Here is a 19,667-nt window from a genome sequence, read left to right as displayed (position 1 = left end):
CTTTCTATTTTTCTTTCTCGCTCAGCATGTAGCCGACGCTGCGCACCGTCTTGATCAGCTTTTCCGCTTCCTTGAGGGCCTTGCGCAGCCGGAGGACGTGGACGTCGACCGTGCGCTCCTCGACGGCCGCCGCGTCGCCCCAGACCTTGTCGAGCAGCTGGCTGCGCGAGAACACGCGCTCGCGGTGCGCCATCAGGAATTTCAGCAGGCGGTATTCGGCATTGCCCATCTCGAGCTGGCGGCCGTCCAGGGTGACGGTGCAGCTGGCCGGATCGAGCGTGACGGGACCGGCCGTCAACGGCGCCTCGGCCAGGTGCGGGCTCTTGCGGCGCAGCAGGGCTTTCGAGCGGGCCACCAGCTCGCGCGGCGAGAACGGCTTCGTCACGTAATCGTCGGCACCGGTATTGAGCCCCGCGATCTTGTCCTCTTCCATGCTCTTCGCCGTCAGCATGATGACGGGGATGTCCTGGAAGTCGCGGTCGCCGCGCAGGCGCGACAGCAGGCGCAGGCCGCTCTGGTCGGGCAGCATCCAGTCCAGCAGCAGCAGGTCGGGCCTGCCGTGCACGATCGAATCCCACGCCGACGCCACGTTCGGGGCCGTGCGGATCTCCCAGCCCGTCTCGCGCAGCGAATAGCTCACCAGTTCGACGATCGCCGGTTCATCCTCGACGATCAGGACGCTCGTGTTGGCCGCCATCGATCACCCTTCGCCGCCGGCCGCGGCGGCGCCCGTTGGTTTGCTGTGACGGATGTCGCGTCCCTCGACGACGTAGATCACGTACTCGGCGATGTTCTTGGCGTGGTCGCCGATGCGCTCGATGGCCTTCGCCACCCACAGCACGTCCAGCGCCGACGAGATCGTGCGCGGATCTTCCATCATGAACGTGATCGTGCTGCGCAGGATCGTGCGGAATTCGTGGTCGATCACGTCGTCCTGGGCGATGATCTGCACGGCGGCCTTGCCGTCCAGGCGCGCGAACGCGTCCAGCGCGTCGTGCAGCATGTCGGCCGTGGCGCGCGAGATCGTGCGCACGGTCTCGTAGTGATTGAAGCTGACCATGCCGCGCTCGTGCAGGCTCTTGGCCGTGCGCGCGATCTTGGTCGCCTCGTCGCCGATGCGCTCGAGGTCCGTGATCACCTTGATCGTCGCCATCACCGTGCGCAGGTCGTTGGCCGCCGGCTGGCGGCGCACGATCAGGTGGCTGCAGGCGTCGTCCAGCTGCACTTCGAGCTGGTTGACGGAATGGTCGTCCGCGATGACCTTGTCGGCCTGCTCGGTATTGCCGACGCGGAAGCAGTTCAGCGCCTCGTCGAACTGCGTTTCCACCATGCCGCCCATCAGCAGCACCTTGGAACGGATCGCCTCCAACTCCTGGTCGTACTGCTTGGAAGAGTGCTCGCCTACCATGTGATTGGTTCCTATTGAATATCGTAATTTTAACTTGCCTGGCCCATTGTTAGCTTTTCGGGGGGCCCTACAACCGTAGCGAGCGGCGGCAGGGGTGGCCGAGAAGCGCAGCCGTACATCCGGTACGGCGAGCATCGCAGGCCGGCCCTGCAACGCGCAGTAGGTTGTAGGGCCTCCCCTCGCTCAGCCAAAGCGACCGGTAATGTAGTCTTGCGTTTCTTTGCGCACCGGGTTCAGGAACAGCTGGTCGGTCTCGCCGAATTCCACCAGTTCGCCCAGGTACATATAGGCCGTGTAGTCCGAGCAGCGCGCGGCCTGCTGCATATTGTGCGTGACGATGGCGATCGTGTAGTCGCCCTTCAGCTCGCTGATCAGCTCTTCGATCTTCGACGTCGAGATCGGGTCCAGCGCCGACGTCGGCTCGTCCAGCAACAGCACGTCCGGCTTCACGGCGACGCCGCGCGCGATGCACAGGCGCTGCTGCTGGCCGCCCGACAGCGACAGGCCGCTCTTGTTCAGCTTGTCCTTCACTTCCGTCCACAGCGCGGCTTTCTTGAGCGCCCATTCCACGCGCTCGTCCATCTCGCCCTTGGACAGGTTCTCGTACAGGCGCACGCCGAACGCGATGTTGTCGTAGATCGACATCGGGAACGGCGTCGGCTTCTGGAACACCATGCCGATCTTGGCACGCAGCATGTTCACGTCGACACCAGGCTCCAGGATGTTGCGGCCGCGGTAGAGAATCGAACCCTCGGCGCGCTGGCCCGGGTACAGGTCGTACATGCGGTTCAGGGTGCGCAGCAGCGTCGACTTGCCGCAGCCCGACGGGCCGATGAACGCGGTGACCTGCTTGTCGTGGACGTCCAGGCTGACGTTCTTCAGGCTTTTCGTCTTGCCGTAATAAAAGTCCAGGCCGGAGATCTCGATCGTCTTGGTCTTCGGCTTGGCACCGTTCGCCGTCTGGGCCGGGGTGGACAGGGTCTGGGTCATCATGGTGGCTGGGTTCATCGTCGCTTGGGTCAAGATCAATTACTGCGGGTTCTTTTGGCGGAACAGGGTCCGCGACAGGATATTCAGGAGCAGGACGCTGAAGGTGACCAGCAGGGCGGCCCCCCAGGCCAGGCTGCGCCAGTCTTCGTACGAGCTCATCGCGAACAGATAGATCGCCACCGGCAGGTTGGCCATCGGCTGCTTCATGTCGAGGCTGAAGAACTGGTTGTTCAGCGCGGTGAACAGCAGGGGCGCCGTCTCGCCGGCGATGCGGGCCACGGCCAGCAGTACGCCCGTCACGACGCCGGCGCTCACGGCGCGCAGGCGCACCATCATCGACACCTTCCAGCGCGGTGCGCCCAGCGCGAACGCCGCTTCCAGCAGGCTGTTCGGCACGAGGTGCAGCATGTTGTCCGTCGTGCGGACCACGACCGGGATCGCGATCAGCGACAGCGCGACCGAACCCGCATAGCCCGAGAAATGCTGGAAACGGGCGACGCACAGGGCGTACACGAACAGGCCGATCACGATCGACGGCGCGGACAGCATGATGTCCGTGACGAAGCGGGTGACGGCCGCGAATTTATTGTTCTGGCCGTACTCGGCCAGGTAGATGCCCGCGAGGATGCCGATCGGGGTCGAGACCGCCGTGGACAAGCCCACCATCATGAGGCTGCCGACGATGGCGTTGCGCACCCCGCCAGGGCTGCCGGGTGCGGGCGTGTCCATCGTGAACAGCGTGTGCGACACGGCTCCAAAACCATTGATCAGCAAGGTCGCGAGAATCCACAGCAGGAAGCCGAGACCGGTGGCCATCGCCAGCACGGACAGCGCGATGCCGATGCGGTGTCCGAGCAGGCGGCGGCGGTAGACGGAATTGACGGCGACATCCATTACTTCACCCCTTCTTTGCGGGACATACCCACGAGCATCAACTTGGCGGCCGACAGCACGATGAACGTGATGGCGAACAGGATCAGGCCCAGCGCGAACAGCGAAGAGACGTGCAGCGGCGAACTGGCTTCGGCGAATTCATTGGCCAGGGTGGAGGAAATCGAGTTACCCGGCGAGAACAGCGACAGGGCGATGTCGTTGGCGTTGCCGATGACGAACGTGACGGCCATCGTCTCGCCGAGCGCGCGGCCCAGGCCCAGCATCACGCCGCCGACGACGCCGGCGCGGGTGTAAGGCAGCACGATCTTGCGCACGACTTCCCATTTGGTGCAGCCGAGGCCGTATGCGGATTCCTTCAGGACGGCCGGGACGATTTCGAACACATCGCGCATGACGGAGGCGATGAACGGGATGATCATCACGGCGAGGATCAGGCCGGCGGTCAGCAAGCCCAGGCCCATCGTCGGCCCCTGGAAGAACGGGCCGATGAACGGCAGCACGCCCAGCGTGTGTTTCAGCAGCGGCTGGACATAGTCGCCGAACAGCGGCGCGAACACGAACAGGCCCCACATGCCGTAGATGATCGACGGCACGCCGGCCAGCAGCTCGATGGCCATGCCCATCGGGCGGCGCAGCCAGGTCGGGCAGATCTCCGTCAGGAACAGGGCGATGCCGAAGCTGATCGGGAACGCGACGAGCAAGGCGATGAGCGACGTCACCAGGGTGCCCGTGATGGCGATCAGGGCGCCGAATTTATCGTTGACGGGGTCCCACTCGTTGGTCACCAGGAAGCTCGCGCCGAATTCACGGAACGCGGGCGCCGCGCCGATCGCCAGGGACACGATGATGCCGACCAGGACCACCAGCACGGTGGCGGCGAACAGCAAGGTCACCTTGTGGAAGATGAAGTCCTGGATGCGCTGCACGCGCATGGTATTGCGCAGTGCGACGTTGCGGGCCTCTTCCTGCAACGCGGCCTGGCCGGCCTCGTCGGCGGCGAGTGCGGGATGTGCGTTCATGTTCTCGTCCAATTTATTACCTAAAAGCAAAACGCGTCGCTCCCACCCGCCCGACCGCTCGCCGGGAGGGTGGGAGCGACGCTACCCACGTTTCGGGTTATTGCTCAATTACCAGATTGCCTTGCCCGAAGCATCTTTCAGGTTGTTTTTCCAGGCAGCTTCCACGAGCTTGGCGGTCGCGGCCGGCATCGGCACGTAGTCCAGCTCGGCGGCGGAGGCGGCGCCGTTCTTGAAGGCGTAATCGAAGAACTTCAGGACTTCCTTGCCCTTGGCGGCGTCGGCCTGCTGCTTGTGCACCAGGGCGAAGGTCGCGCCGACGATCGGCCAGGCGGCCTTGCCCGGCTGGTCGGTCAGCACCACGCCGAAGCCCGGGGCCTTGGCCCAGTCGGCGTTGGCGGCCGCGGCCTTGAAGGCGTCGTCGCCCGGCTCCAGGAAGTTGCCGTCGTGGTTCTTCAGCTGGGTGTGCGTCAGCTTGTTCTTCTTCGAGTAAGCCCACTCGACGTAGCCGATCGAACCCTTGATGCGCTGGACGTTGGCGGCGACGCCGTCATTGCCCTTGCCGCCCACGCCGACGGCCCATTTCACGGCCGTGCCGGCGCCGATCTTGGCCTTGAAGTCCGGGTTGGTCTGCGACAGGAAGTTGGTGAACAGGAACGACGTGCCCGAGCCGTCGGCGCGGTGGACGACGGTGATGTCTTCGGCCGGCAGCTTGACGCCCGGGTTCAGCGCGGCGATCGCCTTGTCATTCCACTTGGTGACCTTGCCGAGGTAGATGTCGGCCAGGACCGGGCCGGTCAGCTTCAGCTGGCCCGGGGCCACGCCTTCCAGGTTGACGATGGCCACGACGCCGCCCATGATGGTCGGGAACTGCATGAGGCCGGCCGAGTTCAGCTCTTCCACCGACAGCGGCATGTCCGACGCGCCGAAATCGACGGTCTTGGCCTTGATTTGCTTGATGCCGGCGCCCGAGCCGATCGATTGGTAGTTCAGGCCGTTGCCGCTGGTCTTCTTGTACATTTCCGCCCACTTCGAATAGATCGGGTAAGCGAAAGTCGAACCAGCACCGGTGATGTCGGCGGCCAGGGTCGCGGTGCTCGCGAACGCGGCGGTGGTGCCGATGATGATGGTTGCCAGCAGTTGCTTCATGCGCATATCAAGTCCTTTGGTTAGGTAGGTGACACGAGTGATGCTGCGCAGTGTAGTGAACAAATATGACGCCATTATGACATGGTCAATTCGACCATATGACATCCGGGATGCATAATGTGACAGCCCAAAAAATCATGTCACACGATTGGCGCCGCCCTGTCGCACGGCGGGCTGGACGTTCGAGAGAAAGCGCCTTGTAAATACCCTGCGGTCTGCTAATTTGAAAGTATTGAACGGCATGGAGGATTTATCCTACAAACGCAGAACAATACGGCTGTACAAGGATCGGAGGGAACGCCCAACGGCGTTGATGGTTATGTTATTTATATCTGGAATGCTGACCGGCATCGTGGTCCTCGTCTTGTACGAGGTGATCTTGGAAGGCCTCGGCAGCGCGCAAAAATTGCACGACCGCTATCACGAATAGCATTGGAGGCCGACGACGCCTCATCAAAGAAAAAGCGGCGGGGCCACCGGCACCCGCCGCTTTTCTTGCCGGCCCAGCCGGACGTCAGCGCAGGAAGCGCGACAGTTGGCTCATCGAACTCAAGTCCAGGTTCAGGAACTGGAACCCGGCCTTGAATTCGCCGTTACTGAAAATACAATACATGACCTTGACGCGGGCATGCAGCGGGAACGGATTGCCGTCGACCAGCAAGTCGAAACCCACCTGGCCCGTCTGCCCCGTGTGTAACGGATGCGGCACCGTGACGCTGACGCCGCTGGTGCCGACGTCGGACGTGCGGCCCTGGACGGGCGGCTGCCCTTCCATCGCCAGGATCGCCCTCACCTTCAAGATCTTGCGTGCGGAATTCCTTTGATCTGTAACCACGATACGCTAATGTTGCTTTTGGAAACGAGGTAAGATTATAGGCGCAATGGCAATCCTCGTGTTAGCGATATCTAATTTCTCAGGAATCAATCCAGCTCGCGCAGCTTGCTGAAGGCTTCGTCGATGCGTTCGACGGCCACGATGGTCATGCCCTCGATTTTTTGCTTGGGCGCATTAGCTTTCGGAATCACAGCCACGGAAAAGCCGAGCTTCGCGGCCTCGCGCAGGCGCTCCTGGCCGCGCGGCGCCGGGCGGATCTCGCCGGCCAGGCCCACCTCGCCGAACACGACGAGACCTCGCGGCAGCGCCTTGTTGCGCATCGATGAATTAATGGCAAGCAGCACGGCGAGGTCGGCCGCCGGCTCCGTGATCTTGACGCCGCCCACCGCGTTGATGAACACGTCCTGGTCGAACGCAGCGATGCCGGCGTGGCGATGCAGCACGGCCAGCAGCATCGCGAGGCGGTTCTGTTCCAGGCCGACGGACAGCCGGCGCGCGTTCGGCAAATGGCTCGCGTCGACGAGCGCCTGCACCTCGACGAGCAGCGGCCGCGTGCCCTCCTGCGTCACCATCACGCAGGAACCGGGCACCTGGTTGTCGTGTTGCGACAAGAACAAGGCGGAGGGATTCGACACGCCCTTCAACCCTTTTTCCGTCATCGCGAACACGCCCAGCTCGTTGACGGCGCCGAAGCGGTTCTTGATGGCGCGCACGAGGCGGAAGCTGGACTGCGTATCGCCTTCGAAATACAGCACCGTGTCGACGATGTGCTCCAGCACGCGCGGGCCCGCGAGCGCGCCCTCCTTCGTCACGTGGCCGACGAGGATGATGGTGACGCCGGTCTGCTTGGCCACGCGCGTGAGCTGGGCCGCGCATTCGCGCACCTGCGACACGGAACCGGGCGCCGACGTCAGCGCGTCCGAATACAGCGTCTGGATCGAATCGATGACGGCCACGTCCGGCTTGAGATCGGCAATGGTGCCCAGGATTTTTTCCAGCTGGATCTCGGCCTGCAGCTTGAGGTCCTTCGCCTCGACCTGCAGGCGGCGCGCGCGCAAGGCGATCTGGGCGCCGGATTCCTCGCCGGAGACGTACAGCGTGCTGCGCGCGGTGGCCAGGTTCGCCAGCGCCTGCAGCAGCAGGGTCGACTTGCCGATGCCGGGGTCGCCGCCGATCAGCACGACGCCGCCCGCGACGAGGCCTCCGCCCAGCACGCGGTCGAATTCGTCGATGCCCGTGCCGAAGCGCGGCACGTCGATGGCCTCGATGTCCTTCAGCGACAGCACGGGCGCCGTCTGCGCGAGGCTCTTGTGCATGTGCGGCGTCTGCGACATGCGGTTCAGGCCGGCGGTCTCGACCTGTTCGGACATCGTGTTCCAGGCCTTGCAATCGGCGCACTGGCCGGTCCAGCGGCTGGCGACGGCGCCGCATTCGCCGCAGACGAAACTGGTACGGGGTTTAGCCATGATTCCTTATTTATAAAACGGGATCGCACCCGAGCGGCGCCTCGGCCACGCGCACGCGCGGCGCCAGGGCGCACATCAATTCATAACCGATCGTGCCGGCGGCCTGGGCCACCTCGTCGACGGGCAGGCCGTCGCCCCACAGCGTGACCTTGCTGCCCACGCGCGCGTTCGCGATCGGCGACAGGTCGACGGCCATCATGTCCATCGACACTCGGCCCACGAGCGTCGTGCGGACGCCGTCCACGAGCACGGGCGTGCCGTGCTCGGCGTGGCGCGGGTAGCCGTCCGCATAGCCGCACGCGACGACGCCGACCATCATGGTCCTGTCCGCCTGGAAGCGGCTGCCGTAGCCCACGCTGTCGCCCGGTTCCAGGTGCTGGATGCCGATGATTTCCGATTTCAGGGTCATCGTCGGCAGCAGGCCGTACTCCTTGGCCGACCGGCCGCCAGGCGTGCCGCCGTACAGCATGATGCCCGGCCTGACCCAATCGCTCTGCAGGTCCTGGATCAATGCCGCCGTGTGCAGCACGCCGCCGGAATTCGACAGGCTGCGCGCGCCCGGCAAGCCGTCCGCGCCGCGGCGGAAGCGCCGGACCTGCTCGGCGATCGACAGGCGCGGATGCTCCAATTCGTCCGCATTGGCGAAATGCGTCATCAACGTGATGTTGCGGATGCCCGGGACGGCGCGCAGGCGGGCATGGGCCGCCGCGAACTCTTCCGGGCGGAAGCCGAGGCGGTTCATTCCCGTGTTCATCTTGAGGTGCACGTCGATGGGGCGGTACAGCCGGGTATATTCGAGCATCTTGATCTGCTCGATGCAGTGCACGGCGCTGTCGATGCCGTGCTCGGCCAGCAGCGGGATGTCCGACGTGTCGAAGATTCCCTCTAATAAAAGAATCGGTTTCGTCCAACCCAGCTCGCGCAGGCGCAGCGCGTAGTCCGTTTCGACCAGCGCCAGGCCGTCCGCTTGCGCGAAGCCGCGCATGCCCCGTTCCAGGCCATGTCCATAGGCGTTCGCCTTCACCACGGCCCAGACGTTCGCCTGCGGCGCACAGGCGCGTGCGCGGGCCAGGTTGTGCTGCATGGAGTCGAGGTGGATGGTGGCGTGCAGGGGGCGTGGCATGGCTTGCAGATGGGGACGCTGGGGGCAAACGAAAGGCTTATTTTACCTGCGGCAGTGAAATGCCGTATTGTCGATTTCTTGGGCGAACCGGCCTTTCATGGTATAAAGCAACCCATCCAGTTTTTTGAACCTCTCGAATGAATCGTGGTTTTTATACCATCATGGCGGCGCAGTTCTTCTCGTCGCTGGCGGACAATGCGCTGATATTTGTCGCGATCGGTATGCTAACGGCGATGAAAGCCCCCGCTTCCCTGACTCCGCTGCTGAGGGAGTCATTCGTCCTGTTCTATGTCCTGCTGGCCGCTTTCGTCGGTGCCTTCGCCGATTCGATGCCCAAGGGACGCGTGATGTTCATCGCTAATTTAATCAAAGTTTTCGGCTGCTGCCTGATCTTCTTCGGCGTGCATCCCCTCGTCGCCTGCACCGTCGTCGGCTTCGGCGCCGCCGTCTATTCGCCGGCCAAATACGGCATCCTGACCGAACTTCTGCCGCCGGACAAACTCGTCGCGGCCAACGGCTGGATCGAGGGCCTGACCGTCATGTCCATCATCCTCGGCACCGTCATGGGCGGTGTCCTCCTCAGCGTCCACGGCGGCGCCTGGCTGGCGTCGCTGGGCGTGCCCTATATCGACACCGCGACCAAGGCGGAGCTCGCCGTCCTGATCGGCGTGTACGCGCTGGCGGCCGGTTTCAATCTGCGCATTCCCGACACGGGCGCCCGCTACGAACGCCAGGAACGCAATCCGGCCAAGCTGATCGCCGACTTCGCCGATTGTGCGTCCACGCTGTGGAAGGACAAGCTGGGGCAGATCTCGCTGGCCGTGACGACCTTGTTCTGGGGCGCCGGCGCCACCTTGCAGCTCATCGTGCTGAAGTGGGCCGAGCGCTCGCTGCACATGCCGCTCGACAAGGCCACGAGCCTGATCGGCGTCGTCGCGATCGGCGTCGCCGTCGGCGCGGCGATGGCAGCCAAGATGATCCCGCTGAAGAAGTCGCTGACCGTCATCCCGCTGGGCATCATCATGGGACTCGTCGTGACGGCGATGACCATGGTGTACTCGCTGGCGATCGCCGTGGTCCTGCTGCTGCTGATCGGTTTCCTGTCCGGCTTCTTCGTCGTGCCGATGAACGCCCTGCTGCAGCACCGCGGCCACGTGCTGATGAGCGCCGGCCACTCGATCGCCGTGCAGAACTTCAACGAGAACCTCTCCATCCTCACCATGCTGGCGCTGTACGCCCTCATGATCACGCTGAACCTCGACCTGAACGTCATCATCGTCCTGTTCGGCCTGTCGCTGGCCGGCATCATGTGGCTCATCGGCCGCCGCCACGCAGCGAACCAGCGCGAACACGATTCCCTCGCGCTGATCGGCGAACACAAGCACTAAAATTCGGGGTCAGAGCACAAATTCGGGGTCAGAGCACTTTTTCGGGAAATTGATCGGCGAAGGCTACTACCTCGATGCGGTTCGTCACCGCTATCTGCTCGCGCTCTCACCACATCACACATCCCAGCACACGCCGGCATCGACCGGCAGCAGCCGGCTGGGCGGCATGGGCTTGCGTGCGCGAGCAATGTCTCACGAGCCTTTGTATCAAAAAGTGCTCTGACCCCGAATTTGGCCGGAAATGTGCTCTGACCCCGAATTTAGGTGGCCCGTTCGCGCCAGTCGTTCGGGACGATGAATCCGCGTTCGAATTCGACGATGCCATCGGGCTCTTCGCGCACGAGCGCCACGAGTACGGGTGCGTCCGATGCGAGGAAGTGGTCGTCCAGTTCCGCCCCCAGTTGGGCCTTGTCCAGCATCCACGTGGCCGATTGCGCGCGGAACGGCGGTAGCCATTGCAGGCGCGGCAGGATCAGGAAGCGGTCGCCGGGCAGCGCTTCCAGTTCGTCGAGCGCGCACCAGAAGCCGCGGCAGTGGCCCGCCGTGATCCCTTGCATCGCCTGGTAGGTGCCCCGCGGGTAGAACAGCCAGCCCTTCACGAGCGCACGCGCCGCGACGACGGGCCGCGGCAGCACCTCCTGCGCCGCCGGATGGCCGCCCAGGGCCAGCTGGCGGTCGAACACCTTGCGCATCTTGCGGCCGAGACTGTCCGCCAGGTTGGGACCGACGAACGTGTCGAAGCCCGCCGCCGAATCGCCCCGCAGCAGGTAGAACTTCGTCGCGAACTCGATATGTTCGACGCCGCCCTCGCCCGCATCCAGTAGAAAATCGAACTCGCCGATCGTGTCGTTGCGGCTCGCGCGCACTTGCACGCCGTGCGCGACGAGGCGGCCCTGGTGCGCGAAATAAAAGGCCATCAGCTTTTCCGCGTACAGGCCGAGGCGCGTATGCATCTTGGCGCCGAGCGCCGCGTCGAGCGGCGCCGGATCGGCGTCGAGCCCGGCCAGCCAGCGCTCCGTCTCCGGCGTCACCGGGCCCAGCGTGGCGATGCGGCCTTCCCAGTGCGGGTCGTGGATGTCGAGCAAGTCCGGCGCGTCCAGCAGCCACGCCAGCGCCCGCACCCGCGCGCGCCGCAGATGGCGCCAGCGGCGCTCGAAATAGGCCTGGTAGGTGTCAGCCCGGTCGCGCACGGGCGTTCCTTGCCCGGCACAGATCGGCCCAGGCCAGCGCCTTGTCGGCGCCGCGCCGCAACAGTTCGCCCGGATGCAGCGTGGCCACCAGGTCGACGGTGCCCCCGCCCGCATCGAGCGCGTGGACGGTGCCGCGGCTGCCCGCCAGCGGTTCCGGCAGCGGCCGGCCCAGCAGCGTGTTGGCGGCGATCTGGCCGAGCGTGAGCACGGTGCCGGCGCCCGTCAGCGCCACCTCGCGTTCGAGATAGGGACGGCACGCGGCCGCCTCCTGCGGCGTGGGCGCGCGGTCGCCGCCGCTGCCCGTCGTGGGACGGCACTTGATCAGGTTCGTCACGTAGACGTCGCGCTCGCGCCCCATGCCGACGGCGGCCAGCATATTGTCCAGCAGCTTGCCGGGATCGCCCGCCAGCGGCACGCGCGCCTTCTCGTCGGCCGCCGTCGTGGCGCCGGCCGCGACGACCCAGCGCGCCGTCTTCGCGCCCGTACCCGGCACCGGCGCGCGGCCTTCGCGGCAGGCGCTGCAGCGGCGGCAGGCGGCGATGGCGACGGCCAGCTGGTCCCAATCCATGGCCGCGATTTCTTCCGGCGTGGCGTTACCCGGCAGCGCGGCGTCGTCCCACGCCGAATCGGCGTCGGCCGGCGGCGCCAGCGCGGACACGGATTGCGCGACCGGTTGCAGTGGCGACGGCCCAGGAGCGCGCGGCTGCGACGGCGGTGCGGGCCGCCGTGGCGGCGGCGGCGGCGCGGCCGGTTGCGGCGGCGCCTCGACCGGCGCCAGCGCCGACGCCGACTGCGCCACCGGCTGCAGCGGCGACGGTCCCGGCGCGACGGCCGCCTCCATGCTGGCCGGCTCGGCGGCGGCAGCTTCGCGGACGGGCGCCGGCGCCGTGCGCAACTGCCACAGCGGGCCGAGGCCCATCTCGTTCAGGAAGATGGCGTCGCGTTCACTGACCCCGTTCATAACACATACCTCATCACGATCGCATCCTCGCGCCGGCCTTCGTGCGCGGGGTAATAACCTTTGCGGCGCCCGATCTCGGCATAGCCGTAGCGCCGGTACACCTGCTGCGCGCGCGTGTTCGACGGCCGCACCTCCAGCAGGATCGATTCCATGCGCTGGGCGCGCGCGCGCGCCGCGATGCGGTCCAGCAGATAGCGCCCGACGCCGCGGCCATGCAGCGGCGCCGCGACGGCCACGTCCAGCAGATGCGCTTCGTCGAGCGCGTACATCAGCAGGAAGTAGCCGGCCAGCGCGCCATCGGGCGCGCGCAGCACCCACGCGTCGTAGCCGCTCGCGAGCGAATCCATGAAATTCGCGCGGCTCCACGGATGCGGGAAGACGCTGCATTCGAGGGCGTGCACCTCGTCGACGTCGTCCACCACCATCGGACGCAGTGCCAGGTGCGCGCAATCGTTCATCGCGCGTCCGCCTTGGCCGCGTTGATGGCCTGGCGTTCGGCGCTCGTGTACGCGACCTTGTTGCGCAGGTACAGCGGCTGCGCTTCGTCGGCCGGCACCGCGCGGCCCGCGGCCAGCGCGGCCACGCCCAGCACGGCGAGTTCGCGCGCGTGCGGCAGGATGTCGGCATGCGCGCCCGCGGCGAACGCTTGCGTCGCGAACGCGTCCGGATACGCGGCGAAGCCGTTGCCGCACGCGGCGAGGCCGGGCACGGGTTCCGGCGCGACGGCGGCGGGCAGGCACAACGCCGGCGCGCGCACGGCCTGCCATTCACCGTTCCAGCGGTACTGCGCCCAATAGACTTCGCCCATGCGCGCATCCAGCACGGCGAGCACCTCCGTCGCTCCGGTGCGTGCGCGGCACGCCTCGGCCATCGCTTCCAAGGTGACGAGCGCCAGCACGGGCTTCTGCGCGCCGAATGCGAGGCCTTGCGCGACGCCGCACGCCGTACGCACGCCCGTGAACGAGCCGGGACCGGCGCCGAACGCGATGGCGTCGCAGTCGGCCAGCCGCACGCCGGCTTCCCGCAGCAGCTCCTGCACCATCGGCAGGACGGACTGCGAATGCGTGCGCACGCCGGACGATTCGCGGGTCAATACGGGGGCATCCGCGCCGGCCGCGCTGTTCAACAACGCGCAGGACGCCAGCTCGGACGAGGTTTCGATTGCGAGGATGATAGGCATGGCGTATTGTAACCCGCCGGCCCGGCCGGCCAAAAGCGCGGAACCGTTGTAAAATCCCGCCCATGTCCAGCCTCACCCTCGAGCCCGATACCCGCGACCAGGTCGCCGCCGCCCTGCATGGCGAGGACTGGATCGTCGCCTGCCTGTGCGCCGCCTGGTGCGGCACGTGCACGTCCTACCGTGCCGTGTTCGACGGCCTGGCCGCGCGCCATCCGGACAAGACCTTCGTCTGGATCGACGTGGAAGACGAGGCCGACGTCGTCGGCGACCTCGACGTCGAGAACTTTCCCACCCTGCTCGTGCAGCGCGGCGACGTCGTCGCGTTCTTCGGCACGATGCTGCCGGATGCGGGCGTGGCCGATCGGCTGATCCACGCGCAGGCCGAGCTTAGCGCCGATGAACTGATGCGCCAGGCGCAATCGACGCCGGAGCGGCAGGCGTGGCAGCGCGAATGCAATCTGCGCAAGCTGCTGGCGGACGCCGGCGCGTGATCACGCCAGGCGCAGCGGCAGGCTGCGCAGGCGCTGCCCCGTCAACTTGAACACGGCGTTCGCCACGGCCGGCGCGACGGGCGGCACGGCCGGTTCGCCCATGCCTTCCGGCGCCGCCGCGCTGGGCATGATGATCGTCTCGACGACGGGCGCATCGAGCATCCGCAGCACCGGATAATCGCCGAAATTCGACTGCTGCGGCCGTCCGCCCGCGAACGTGATTTCTCCCGCCAGCGCGGCCGACAGGCCGAACACGACGCTTGACTCGACCTGCTGCGCGACGATGTTCGGATTGACGGCGAGGCCGCAATCGACGGCGCACACGACGCGGTGCACGCGGATGTCCTTGCCCGCCACCGACACTTCCGCCACCTGCGCGACGACCGTGCCGAACGACTGGTGCACGGCGAGGCCGTGCGCGCGCCCGTCCGGCGGGGTGCCGGCGCGCGCGAGCGCGGCGTCCAGCACGGCCAGGTGGCGCGGATGGTCCTTCAGCAGCGCGCGCCGCCACATGGCTGGATCCTGGCCGGCCGCGTGGGCCAGTTCGTCCGCGAAGCTCTCCTTGAAGAACGCGTTGTGCGAGTGCCCCACTGAGCGCCAGAAGCCGATCGGCACGACGCTCTCCACCGCCACGTGCCGGCTGCGCCGGTTGGGGATCGCATACTGCAGGTCGAACTCGCCCTCGGCCGTCGACTTGTCCGGACCGACGCCCGGCAGCCCCAGGTTGCGCGGGTAGTATTGGTGGCCGATGGCGCCGCTGGCGAGCTTGGCGTCCCACGCCAGCACCCGTCCGTCCGCGTCCAGGCGGGCCGTGTAGCGGGCCAATGCGGCCGGGCGGTAGACGTCGTGGCCGACGTCGTCCTCGCGCGTCCAGATCAGTTGCACGGGCCGGCCGCGCGTGCGCATCGCAATGGCCACGGCCTGCGCCACCATGTCGGTCTCCAGGCGCCGGCCGAAGCCGCCGCCCAGCATCGTCACCTCGATGGCGACATCCTCGCGCGCCACGCCGGCGACCCTGGCCGCGACGTCCACCGCGATGCTCGGCACCTGCGTCGGCGCCCACAATTTCACCTTGCCGTCCAGGACCTGCGCCGTGCAGTTCTGCGGTTCCATCGTCGCATGCGCGAGGAAGGGCGCGCGGTACTCGGCGTGCACGGTGCGCGCGCCCGCCGGTGCGGGCGCGTCCTGGCTGCCGGACTCGAAATACGCATGGCCCGATTCCTCGTCGAGCGCCTTCGCGAAGCCCGCGAACACGGACTCGGTCGACAACGTGTCGTGCGGACTCGCGGACCATCGTACGGGCAGCGCCTGCGCCGCCTGTTTCGCCTGCCACCAGCCCTTGGCCACGACCGCGACCCCGGCGCCGGCGCCCGAGAACGCCGGCAGCACGGACGACAAGTCCACGACCGTCACGACGCCGGGCATGGCGGCGACCTTGGTCGCGTCGAAGCCGGCGACGCCGGCGCCCAGCACGGGTGCCATGCGCAGCGCCGCGTACAACAGGCCTTCCGGCCGCACGTCGATGCCGAAACGGGCCTGCCCGTTCACCTTCGACGGCGAGTCGCGCCGGGGCAGCGGCTTGCCGATCAGGCGATACTCGGCCGGCGTCTTGAGGCGCACGTCGGCGGCGTCGATGTCGGCACCCAGCGCGGCCGCGCGCCGCGCCAGCAAGCCGTACGGGGCATGCCGGCCGTCCGGATGCAGCACCATGCCGTCGCGCGTGGTCAGCGTGCGGACGTCGGCGCCCCACTGCTCGGCGGCGGCGCGCAGCAGCATCGCGCGCGCGACGGCGCCCGCCTCGCGCATCGTCGGCCACGCATCCCGCACGCTCGTCGAGCCGCCCGTGAACATGATGCCCAGCTCGCGCGCCACCTTGCCCGCGATCCAGCGCGCCCCCGCGGGCAGACTGCCGCCGTCGTCCGGATGGAACGGCAAGGTGTCGCGCAGCACGGTGAGATTGGCGAAGATCTTGTCGATGGGCGCCTGGACGACGCGCACGGCCTCCAGCGGCGCATCCAGCTCCTCGGCCAGCAGCACGGGCAGCGCCGTGTGCACGCCTTGCCCCATCTCGCTGCGCGGCACGACGACGTCGATGGTGCCGTCGGGCGCGATCGCGACCCAGCCGTTGAGGGCGACGGTGCCGGCGTCGAGCCGGCGCGCGACCGTGGCGCGCAGACGCTGGCGCGGTGGCGCGACACCCCAGCCCACGACGAGCGCAGTCCCGGCGGCGAGGCCGCCCAGCAGGAAACGGCGCCGCGTCGTGCCCGCGCGCACGCTCGGCCCGTCGTCCTTATCCGAACCTGGTGCGCTCGTGTCCCGCATTGTCCTCCCTCCATTCGTCCAGCAATTCGTCCGCCGGCATCGGCCGGCCGTACAGATAACCCTGCGCGCGCCGGCAGCCGTGGCGCAGCAGGAACGCGGCCTGTTCGGCGGTCTCCACGCCTTCCGCGATCACGGCCAGGTCCATGCTCTTGCCCAGCTGGACGATGGCGACGGCGATCGCCTCGTCGTTCTCGCAGTCGTTATCCCCCGCCGCGATGTCCTTGATGAAGCTGCGGTCGATCTTCAAGGTCTGCACCGGCAGCTGCTTGAGGTAGGCGAGCGACGAGTAGCCGGTGCCGAAATCGTCGATCGCCAGTTCCACGCCGAGCGCGTGCAGGTCGTTGATGTACTGCAGCGCGTCGCCCGTGTTCATGATCACGGACTCCGTCACCTCGAGCTGCAGGCGCTGCGGCGCGAGACCGGCGTCGGCCAGCACGCGCGCGACCAGCGGCGCCACGCTGCCGCGGTCGAACTGGCGTCCCGACAGGTTCACCGCCATCTTGGGCACGTACAGCCCGGCCGCTTCCCAGCATACCACCTGGCGGCAGGCCTCTTCCAGCACCCAGGCGCCCAGTTGGCCGATGAAGCCGATGTCCTCCGCGAGCGGGATGAAGCGCACGGGCGGCACGTCGCCCAGTTCCGCGCTGTGCCAGCGCGCGAGCGCCTCGACCCCGGTCAGGCGGCCCGTCTCGATCTCCACCTGCGGCTGGTAATGCAGGCGGAGCTCGCCGCGCTCGATCGCGCGCCGCAGCAAGCCTTCCATGCGCAAGCGCTCGGCGCCGTCGCCGTCCATCGACGGCGCGTACAACTGGTAGCCGTTGCGCCCGCGCGCCTTGGCCTGGTACATCGCGACGTCGGCGTTGCGGATCAACACGTTCATGTCGACGGCGTCCTGCGGAAACAGGCTGATGCCCACGCTGCCGGTGACGAACAATTCGTAGTCCGACACGAGCACGGGGCGCTCGAACAAGCGCATCAGCTTTTCCGCCACCTGGTGCGCGCCGTGGGCGCCGTCGACGTCCTCGAGCAGCACGATGAATTCGTCGCCGCCCAGCCGCGCCAGCGTGTCGCCTTCGCGCAGGCAATCGGCCAGCTGGCCCGCGACCTGCTTCAGGAGTTCGTCTCCGACGTGGTGGCCCAGCGTGTCGTTGACGGTCTTGAAGCGATCGAGGTCGATGAACATCACCGCGAGCTGGCGCTGGCCGCGCACCGCGCGTGCCATCGCGTGCTGCAGGCGGTCGTGGAACAGCAGGCGGTTCGGCAGGCCGGTGAGCGGATCGTGGTGCGCCAGGTGGTCCAGCTTGTCCTGCGATTCCTTCACCTTGGTGATGTCGGAAAACACGCAGACGTAGTGCGTGACGGCGTCGTGGTCGTCGCGCACGGCCGACACGGTCAGCCACTCGACGTAGGCGTCGCCGTTCTTGCGCCGGTTGCGGATCTCGCCGCGCCAGAATCCGGTCTCCGCCAGGTCGGCCCACAGCGCCTCGTAGAGACCGGCGTCGGCGCCCGTCATGCAAGTCAGGTGCGAATAGGTGCCGACGGCTTCGCTCTCCGTATAGCCCGTGATCTGCGTGAAGGCGGGATTCGTGGCGGCGATCCTGCCGTCCACGTCGATCACCATCACGCCGTCGGCGATATGTTCCAGCACGGTGGCCGACAGCCGCAGCTTTTCCTCGGCCTGGCGCCGCTCCGTGATGTCGGCATAGACCCAGATGCTGCCGTCGTCCGGATGGTCGGGATCGAGCGCGCGGCCGCTGACGGCGCACCAGATCAGGCTCCCGTCGCGGCGGCGGAACTGGCGGTCGTCGCCGAAGTCGCCGCCGCGCGCGAGGATCGGGGTGGCCGCGCCGAGGCCCTGTTCGTAGTCCTCGATGGTCGGGAACAGCATGGCGATCGGGTCGCCCACCAGCTCGCCCTCGGCATAGCCGAACAATTCGTCGCAGCGGCGGTTGGTCGACACGACGCGCCGCTCGCGCACGTACATGATGCCGAACATGACGTTGTCCAGCACCGCGCCCTGCTCGGCCAGCAGGGCCTCGATGCGCATCTCGTTGTATTTGCGCTCGCTGATGTCGGAAATGATCCCGTCGATCCAGAACGCGGCGTTGCCGTCGAACCCGGCCGGCTGGCCGCTCTCCAGCACCCAGCGCTCGATGCCGGCGGCGTCGATGATGCGGTACTCGATCTCGTAAGGCCGCGCGGCCTGCACGGCTTCCTTGACGAAGTGCCGCTGCATCTTGCGGTCCTCCGGGCAGATCACGTCGGCCCAGCGGTCCGTGTGCGCGCCGATGAAGCGGCTGGCCGGGTAGCCGGAGATGTCTTCGATGGCGTCGCTGACGAAGTCGATCGGCCCGCCCGGACGGGCACGGAACACGGCGCCCGGCACCTGCGTGACGATGGTGCGGAAGCGCTCCTCGCGCCGGCCGATGTCCTGGAACAGGTCGCCGATCGCGATGCGCATGCGTTCCAGCTGGCCGCCGAGCCGCCCCAGTTCGTCGTTCGTGGGCAGCGCGAGCGGCGTGTCGAACACGCCGCGCGACAGGCGGTCGGAAAAACTCATCAACGTGCCCAGCGGCGCCAGCAGACGCCGGCGCAGCAGCATCAGGATCAACAGCAGCGACACGACCAGCTGGATGGCCAGCACAAACGCGTAGCGCAACTGCTTCGCGCGCAGCGATTGCTGGCTGCGGCTGTCGTCCATCTCGAGGATCACGTGGCCGATCGTCTGGCCGTGCGCCACGACTTCGCGCTCGGCGCGCAGCACGTGGCCGCCGGGTGCGGCGGCGGCACGGCGGTCGATGAAATCGCCCTCGGCCTGGGCGCTCACGTGCACGCGCACGACGGCCGGGTCGCGCATCAGCGAATCGGCGAGCGAGCGCGCCGCGTCCACGTTCATGTTCCACAGCGATTCCTGCATGCCCAGCGCGAGGATGTCGGCGTTGCGCTGCAGGGTGTCCTCCAGATCGCGGCGGGCCGCCTGCCGTTCCTGCACGCCGATCAGGAGGTAGCCGCCGACGACGGCCGGCACCGCGAGGCCGCCGAACACCATCGCCAGCAGCGCGGCGTACAGGGAACGGCCGTACAGCCGGGCAAGACGCGACGGCAGCGCGGACAAGGCGACTCGGGACAGGAAAGCCATGGCGGTGATGACTCGTGCCGCGCCCTGCTCGTGGCCGGCACGACAACTATGTGGTAAATCAATAGTTAGAGTTTTTTTCGATTATGCACGCAATAGTTGCCATGCGTCACAACTT

At 67.1% G+C, this 19,667-nt stretch carries 17 protein-coding genes; 2 read left to right on the top strand and 15 right to left on the bottom strand.

What is annotated here, in order from left to right:
- Positions 1-4 precede the first annotated feature (4 nt).
- The 9 genes from ISF28_RS18865 to alr all read right to left on the bottom strand — a co-directional run bounded on the left by ISF28_RS18865 (position 5) and on the right by alr (position 8,881).
- Positions 5-697, bottom strand: coding sequence for a response regulator (locus ISF28_RS18865; RefSeq protein ID WP_198118720.1), 693 nt, complete (start codon positions 695-697; stop codon positions 5-7).
- A gap of 3 nt (positions 698-700) precedes the next feature.
- A complete protein-coding gene (gene phoU, locus ISF28_RS18860) occupies positions 701-1,408 on the bottom strand; it encodes a phosphate signaling complex protein PhoU (protein ID WP_198118719.1) in 708 nt (235 codons plus the stop codon).
- Positions 1,409-1,591: 183 nt separating this feature from the next.
- Positions 1,592-2,401, bottom strand: coding sequence for a phosphate ABC transporter ATP-binding protein PstB (pstB, locus tag ISF28_RS18855; protein ID WP_370663471.1), 810 nt, complete (start codon positions 2,399-2,401; stop codon positions 1,592-1,594).
- Positions 2,402-2,437: 36 nt separating this feature from the next.
- Positions 2,438-3,292: a phosphate ABC transporter permease PstA gene (gene pstA, locus ISF28_RS18850; protein WP_198118718.1), complete on the bottom strand. Its 855-nt coding sequence runs from the start codon at positions 3,290-3,292 to the stop codon at positions 2,438-2,440.
- Positions 3,292-4,224 (bottom strand): phosphate ABC transporter permease subunit PstC, encoded by a 933-nt coding sequence (gene pstC / locus ISF28_RS18845; RefSeq protein WP_370663470.1) that lies wholly within the window; start codon positions 4,222-4,224, stop codon positions 3,292-3,294. The genes pstA and pstC overlap by 1 nt, the downstream gene beginning before the upstream one ends.
- A gap of 195 nt (positions 4,225-4,419) precedes the next feature.
- Positions 4,420-5,463, bottom strand: coding sequence for a phosphate ABC transporter substrate-binding protein PstS (pstS, locus tag ISF28_RS18840; RefSeq protein WP_198118716.1), 1,044 nt, complete (start codon positions 5,461-5,463; stop codon positions 4,420-4,422).
- Positions 5,464-5,971: 508 nt separating this feature from the next.
- Positions 5,972-6,292: a PilZ domain-containing protein gene (locus tag ISF28_RS18835; RefSeq protein ID WP_198118715.1), complete on the bottom strand. Its 321-nt coding sequence runs from the start codon at positions 6,290-6,292 to the stop codon at positions 5,972-5,974.
- 86 nt (positions 6,293-6,378) lie between these two features.
- Positions 6,379-7,758: a DNA repair protein RadA gene (radA, locus tag ISF28_RS18830; protein ID WP_198118714.1), complete on the bottom strand. Its 1,380-nt coding sequence runs from the start codon at positions 7,756-7,758 to the stop codon at positions 6,379-6,381.
- Positions 7,759-7,768: 10 nt separating this feature from the next.
- Entirely contained in the window at positions 7,769-8,881 is a 1,113-nt protein-coding gene (gene alr / locus ISF28_RS18825; RefSeq protein ID WP_198118713.1) for an alanine racemase, read from the bottom strand.
- Between the two features lie 137 nt (positions 8,882-9,018).
- On the opposite strand from alr, the gene lplT reads away from it, so the two are divergent.
- Positions 9,019-10,269, top strand: coding sequence for a lysophospholipid transporter LplT (gene lplT, locus ISF28_RS18820; protein ID WP_198118712.1), 1,251 nt, complete (start codon positions 9,019-9,021; stop codon positions 10,267-10,269).
- Between the two features lie 260 nt (positions 10,270-10,529).
- Here lplT and ISF28_RS18815 read toward each other — a convergent pair whose 3' ends face one another.
- From ISF28_RS18815 to tsaB, 4 genes are read right to left on the bottom strand one after another with little or no spacing between them, the layout of a single operon-like run.
- Complete coding sequence (locus tag ISF28_RS18815; RefSeq protein ID WP_198118847.1) at positions 10,530-11,459, bottom strand: DUF1853 family protein; 930 nt, start codon at positions 11,457-11,459, stop codon at positions 10,530-10,532.
- Positions 11,443-12,420 (bottom strand): uracil-DNA glycosylase, encoded by a 978-nt coding sequence (locus tag ISF28_RS18810; RefSeq protein ID WP_198118711.1) that lies wholly within the window; start codon positions 12,418-12,420, stop codon positions 11,443-11,445. Before ISF28_RS18810 ends, ISF28_RS18815 begins: the two co-directional genes overlap by 17 nt.
- Entirely contained in the window at positions 12,417-12,878 is a 462-nt protein-coding gene (gene rimI / locus ISF28_RS18805; RefSeq protein ID WP_198118710.1) for a ribosomal protein S18-alanine N-acetyltransferase, read from the bottom strand. Before rimI ends, ISF28_RS18810 begins: the two co-directional genes overlap by 4 nt.
- On the bottom strand, positions 12,875-13,600 hold the full coding sequence (tsaB, locus tag ISF28_RS18800) for a tRNA (adenosine(37)-N6)-threonylcarbamoyltransferase complex dimerization subunit type 1 TsaB (protein WP_198118709.1): 726 nt from the start codon (positions 13,598-13,600) through the stop codon (positions 12,875-12,877). Before tsaB ends, rimI begins: the two co-directional genes overlap by 4 nt.
- A 62-nt stretch (positions 13,601-13,662) precedes the next feature.
- On the opposite strand from tsaB, the gene ISF28_RS18795 reads away from it, so the two are divergent.
- Positions 13,663-14,091, top strand: a complete 429-nt coding sequence (locus tag ISF28_RS18795; protein WP_198118708.1) for a thioredoxin family protein — start codon at positions 13,663-13,665, stop codon at positions 14,089-14,091.
- On the opposite strand, the gene ISF28_RS18790 is transcribed toward ISF28_RS18795, so the two are convergent.
- A complete protein-coding gene (locus tag ISF28_RS18790) occupies positions 14,092-16,413 on the bottom strand; it encodes a xanthine dehydrogenase family protein molybdopterin-binding subunit (protein ID WP_198118707.1) in 2,322 nt (773 codons plus the stop codon).
- Positions 16,382-19,552: a sensor domain-containing protein gene (locus tag ISF28_RS18785; RefSeq protein WP_198118706.1), complete on the bottom strand. Its 3,171-nt coding sequence runs from the start codon at positions 19,550-19,552 to the stop codon at positions 16,382-16,384. The genes ISF28_RS18790 and ISF28_RS18785 overlap by 32 nt, the downstream gene beginning before the upstream one ends.
- Positions 19,553-19,667: the final 115 nt, after the last annotated feature.

The sequence above is a fragment of the Massilia rhizosphaerae genome (assembly GCF_016093545.1).
Taxonomy (GTDB): domain Bacteria; phylum Pseudomonadota; class Gammaproteobacteria; order Burkholderiales; family Burkholderiaceae_D; genus Telluria; species Telluria rhizosphaerae.
Note: the sequence above shows the minus strand (reverse complement) of the source record. Positions and strands in the feature narration are given on the sequence as shown.

Bases quoted from the DNA above. Each gene is read 5' to 3' on its own strand.
- radA (WP_198118714.1), bottom strand. From the start codon at position 7,758: ATGGCTAAACCCCGTACCAGTTTCGTCTGCGGCGAATGCGGCGCCGTC.
- phoU (WP_198118719.1), bottom strand. From the start codon at position 1,408: ATGGTAGGCGAGCACTCTTCCAAGCAGTACGACCAGGAGTTGGAGGCG.
- ISF28_RS18795 (WP_198118708.1), top strand. From the start codon at position 13,663: ATGTCCAGCCTCACCCTCGAGCCCGATACCCGCGACCAGGTCGCCGCC.
- pstC (WP_370663470.1), bottom strand. From the start codon at position 4,224: ATGCGCGTGCAGCGCATCCAGGACTTCATCTTCCACAAGGTGACCTTG.
- pstB (WP_370663471.1), bottom strand. From the start codon at position 2,401: ATGATGACCCAGACCCTGTCCACCCCGGCCCAGACGGCGAACGGTGCC.
- ISF28_RS18790 (WP_198118707.1), bottom strand. From the start codon at position 16,413: ATGCGGGACACGAGCGCACCAGGTTCGGATAAGGACGACGGGCCGAGC.
- lplT (WP_198118712.1), top strand. From the start codon at position 9,019: ATGAATCGTGGTTTTTATACCATCATGGCGGCGCAGTTCTTCTCGTCG.
- alr (WP_198118713.1), bottom strand. From the start codon at position 8,881: ATGCCACGCCCCCTGCACGCCACCATCCACCTCGACTCCATGCAGCAC.
- ISF28_RS18785 (WP_198118706.1), bottom strand. From the start codon at position 19,552: ATGGCTTTCCTGTCCCGAGTCGCCTTGTCCGCGCTGCCGTCGCGTCTT.
- pstS (WP_198118716.1), bottom strand. From the start codon at position 5,463: ATGCGCATGAAGCAACTGCTGGCAACCATCATCATCGGCACCACCGCC.
- ISF28_RS18810 (WP_198118711.1), bottom strand. From the start codon at position 12,420: ATGAACGGGGTCAGTGAACGCGACGCCATCTTCCTGAACGAGATGGGC.
- pstA (WP_198118718.1), bottom strand. From the start codon at position 3,292: ATGGATGTCGCCGTCAATTCCGTCTACCGCCGCCGCCTGCTCGGACAC.
- ISF28_RS18865 (WP_198118720.1), bottom strand. From the start codon at position 697: ATGGCGGCCAACACGAGCGTCCTGATCGTCGAGGATGAACCGGCGATC.
- rimI (WP_198118710.1), bottom strand. From the start codon at position 12,878: ATGAACGATTGCGCGCACCTGGCACTGCGTCCGATGGTGGTGGACGAC.
- tsaB (WP_198118709.1), bottom strand. From the start codon at position 13,600: ATGCCTATCATCCTCGCAATCGAAACCTCGTCCGAGCTGGCGTCCTGC.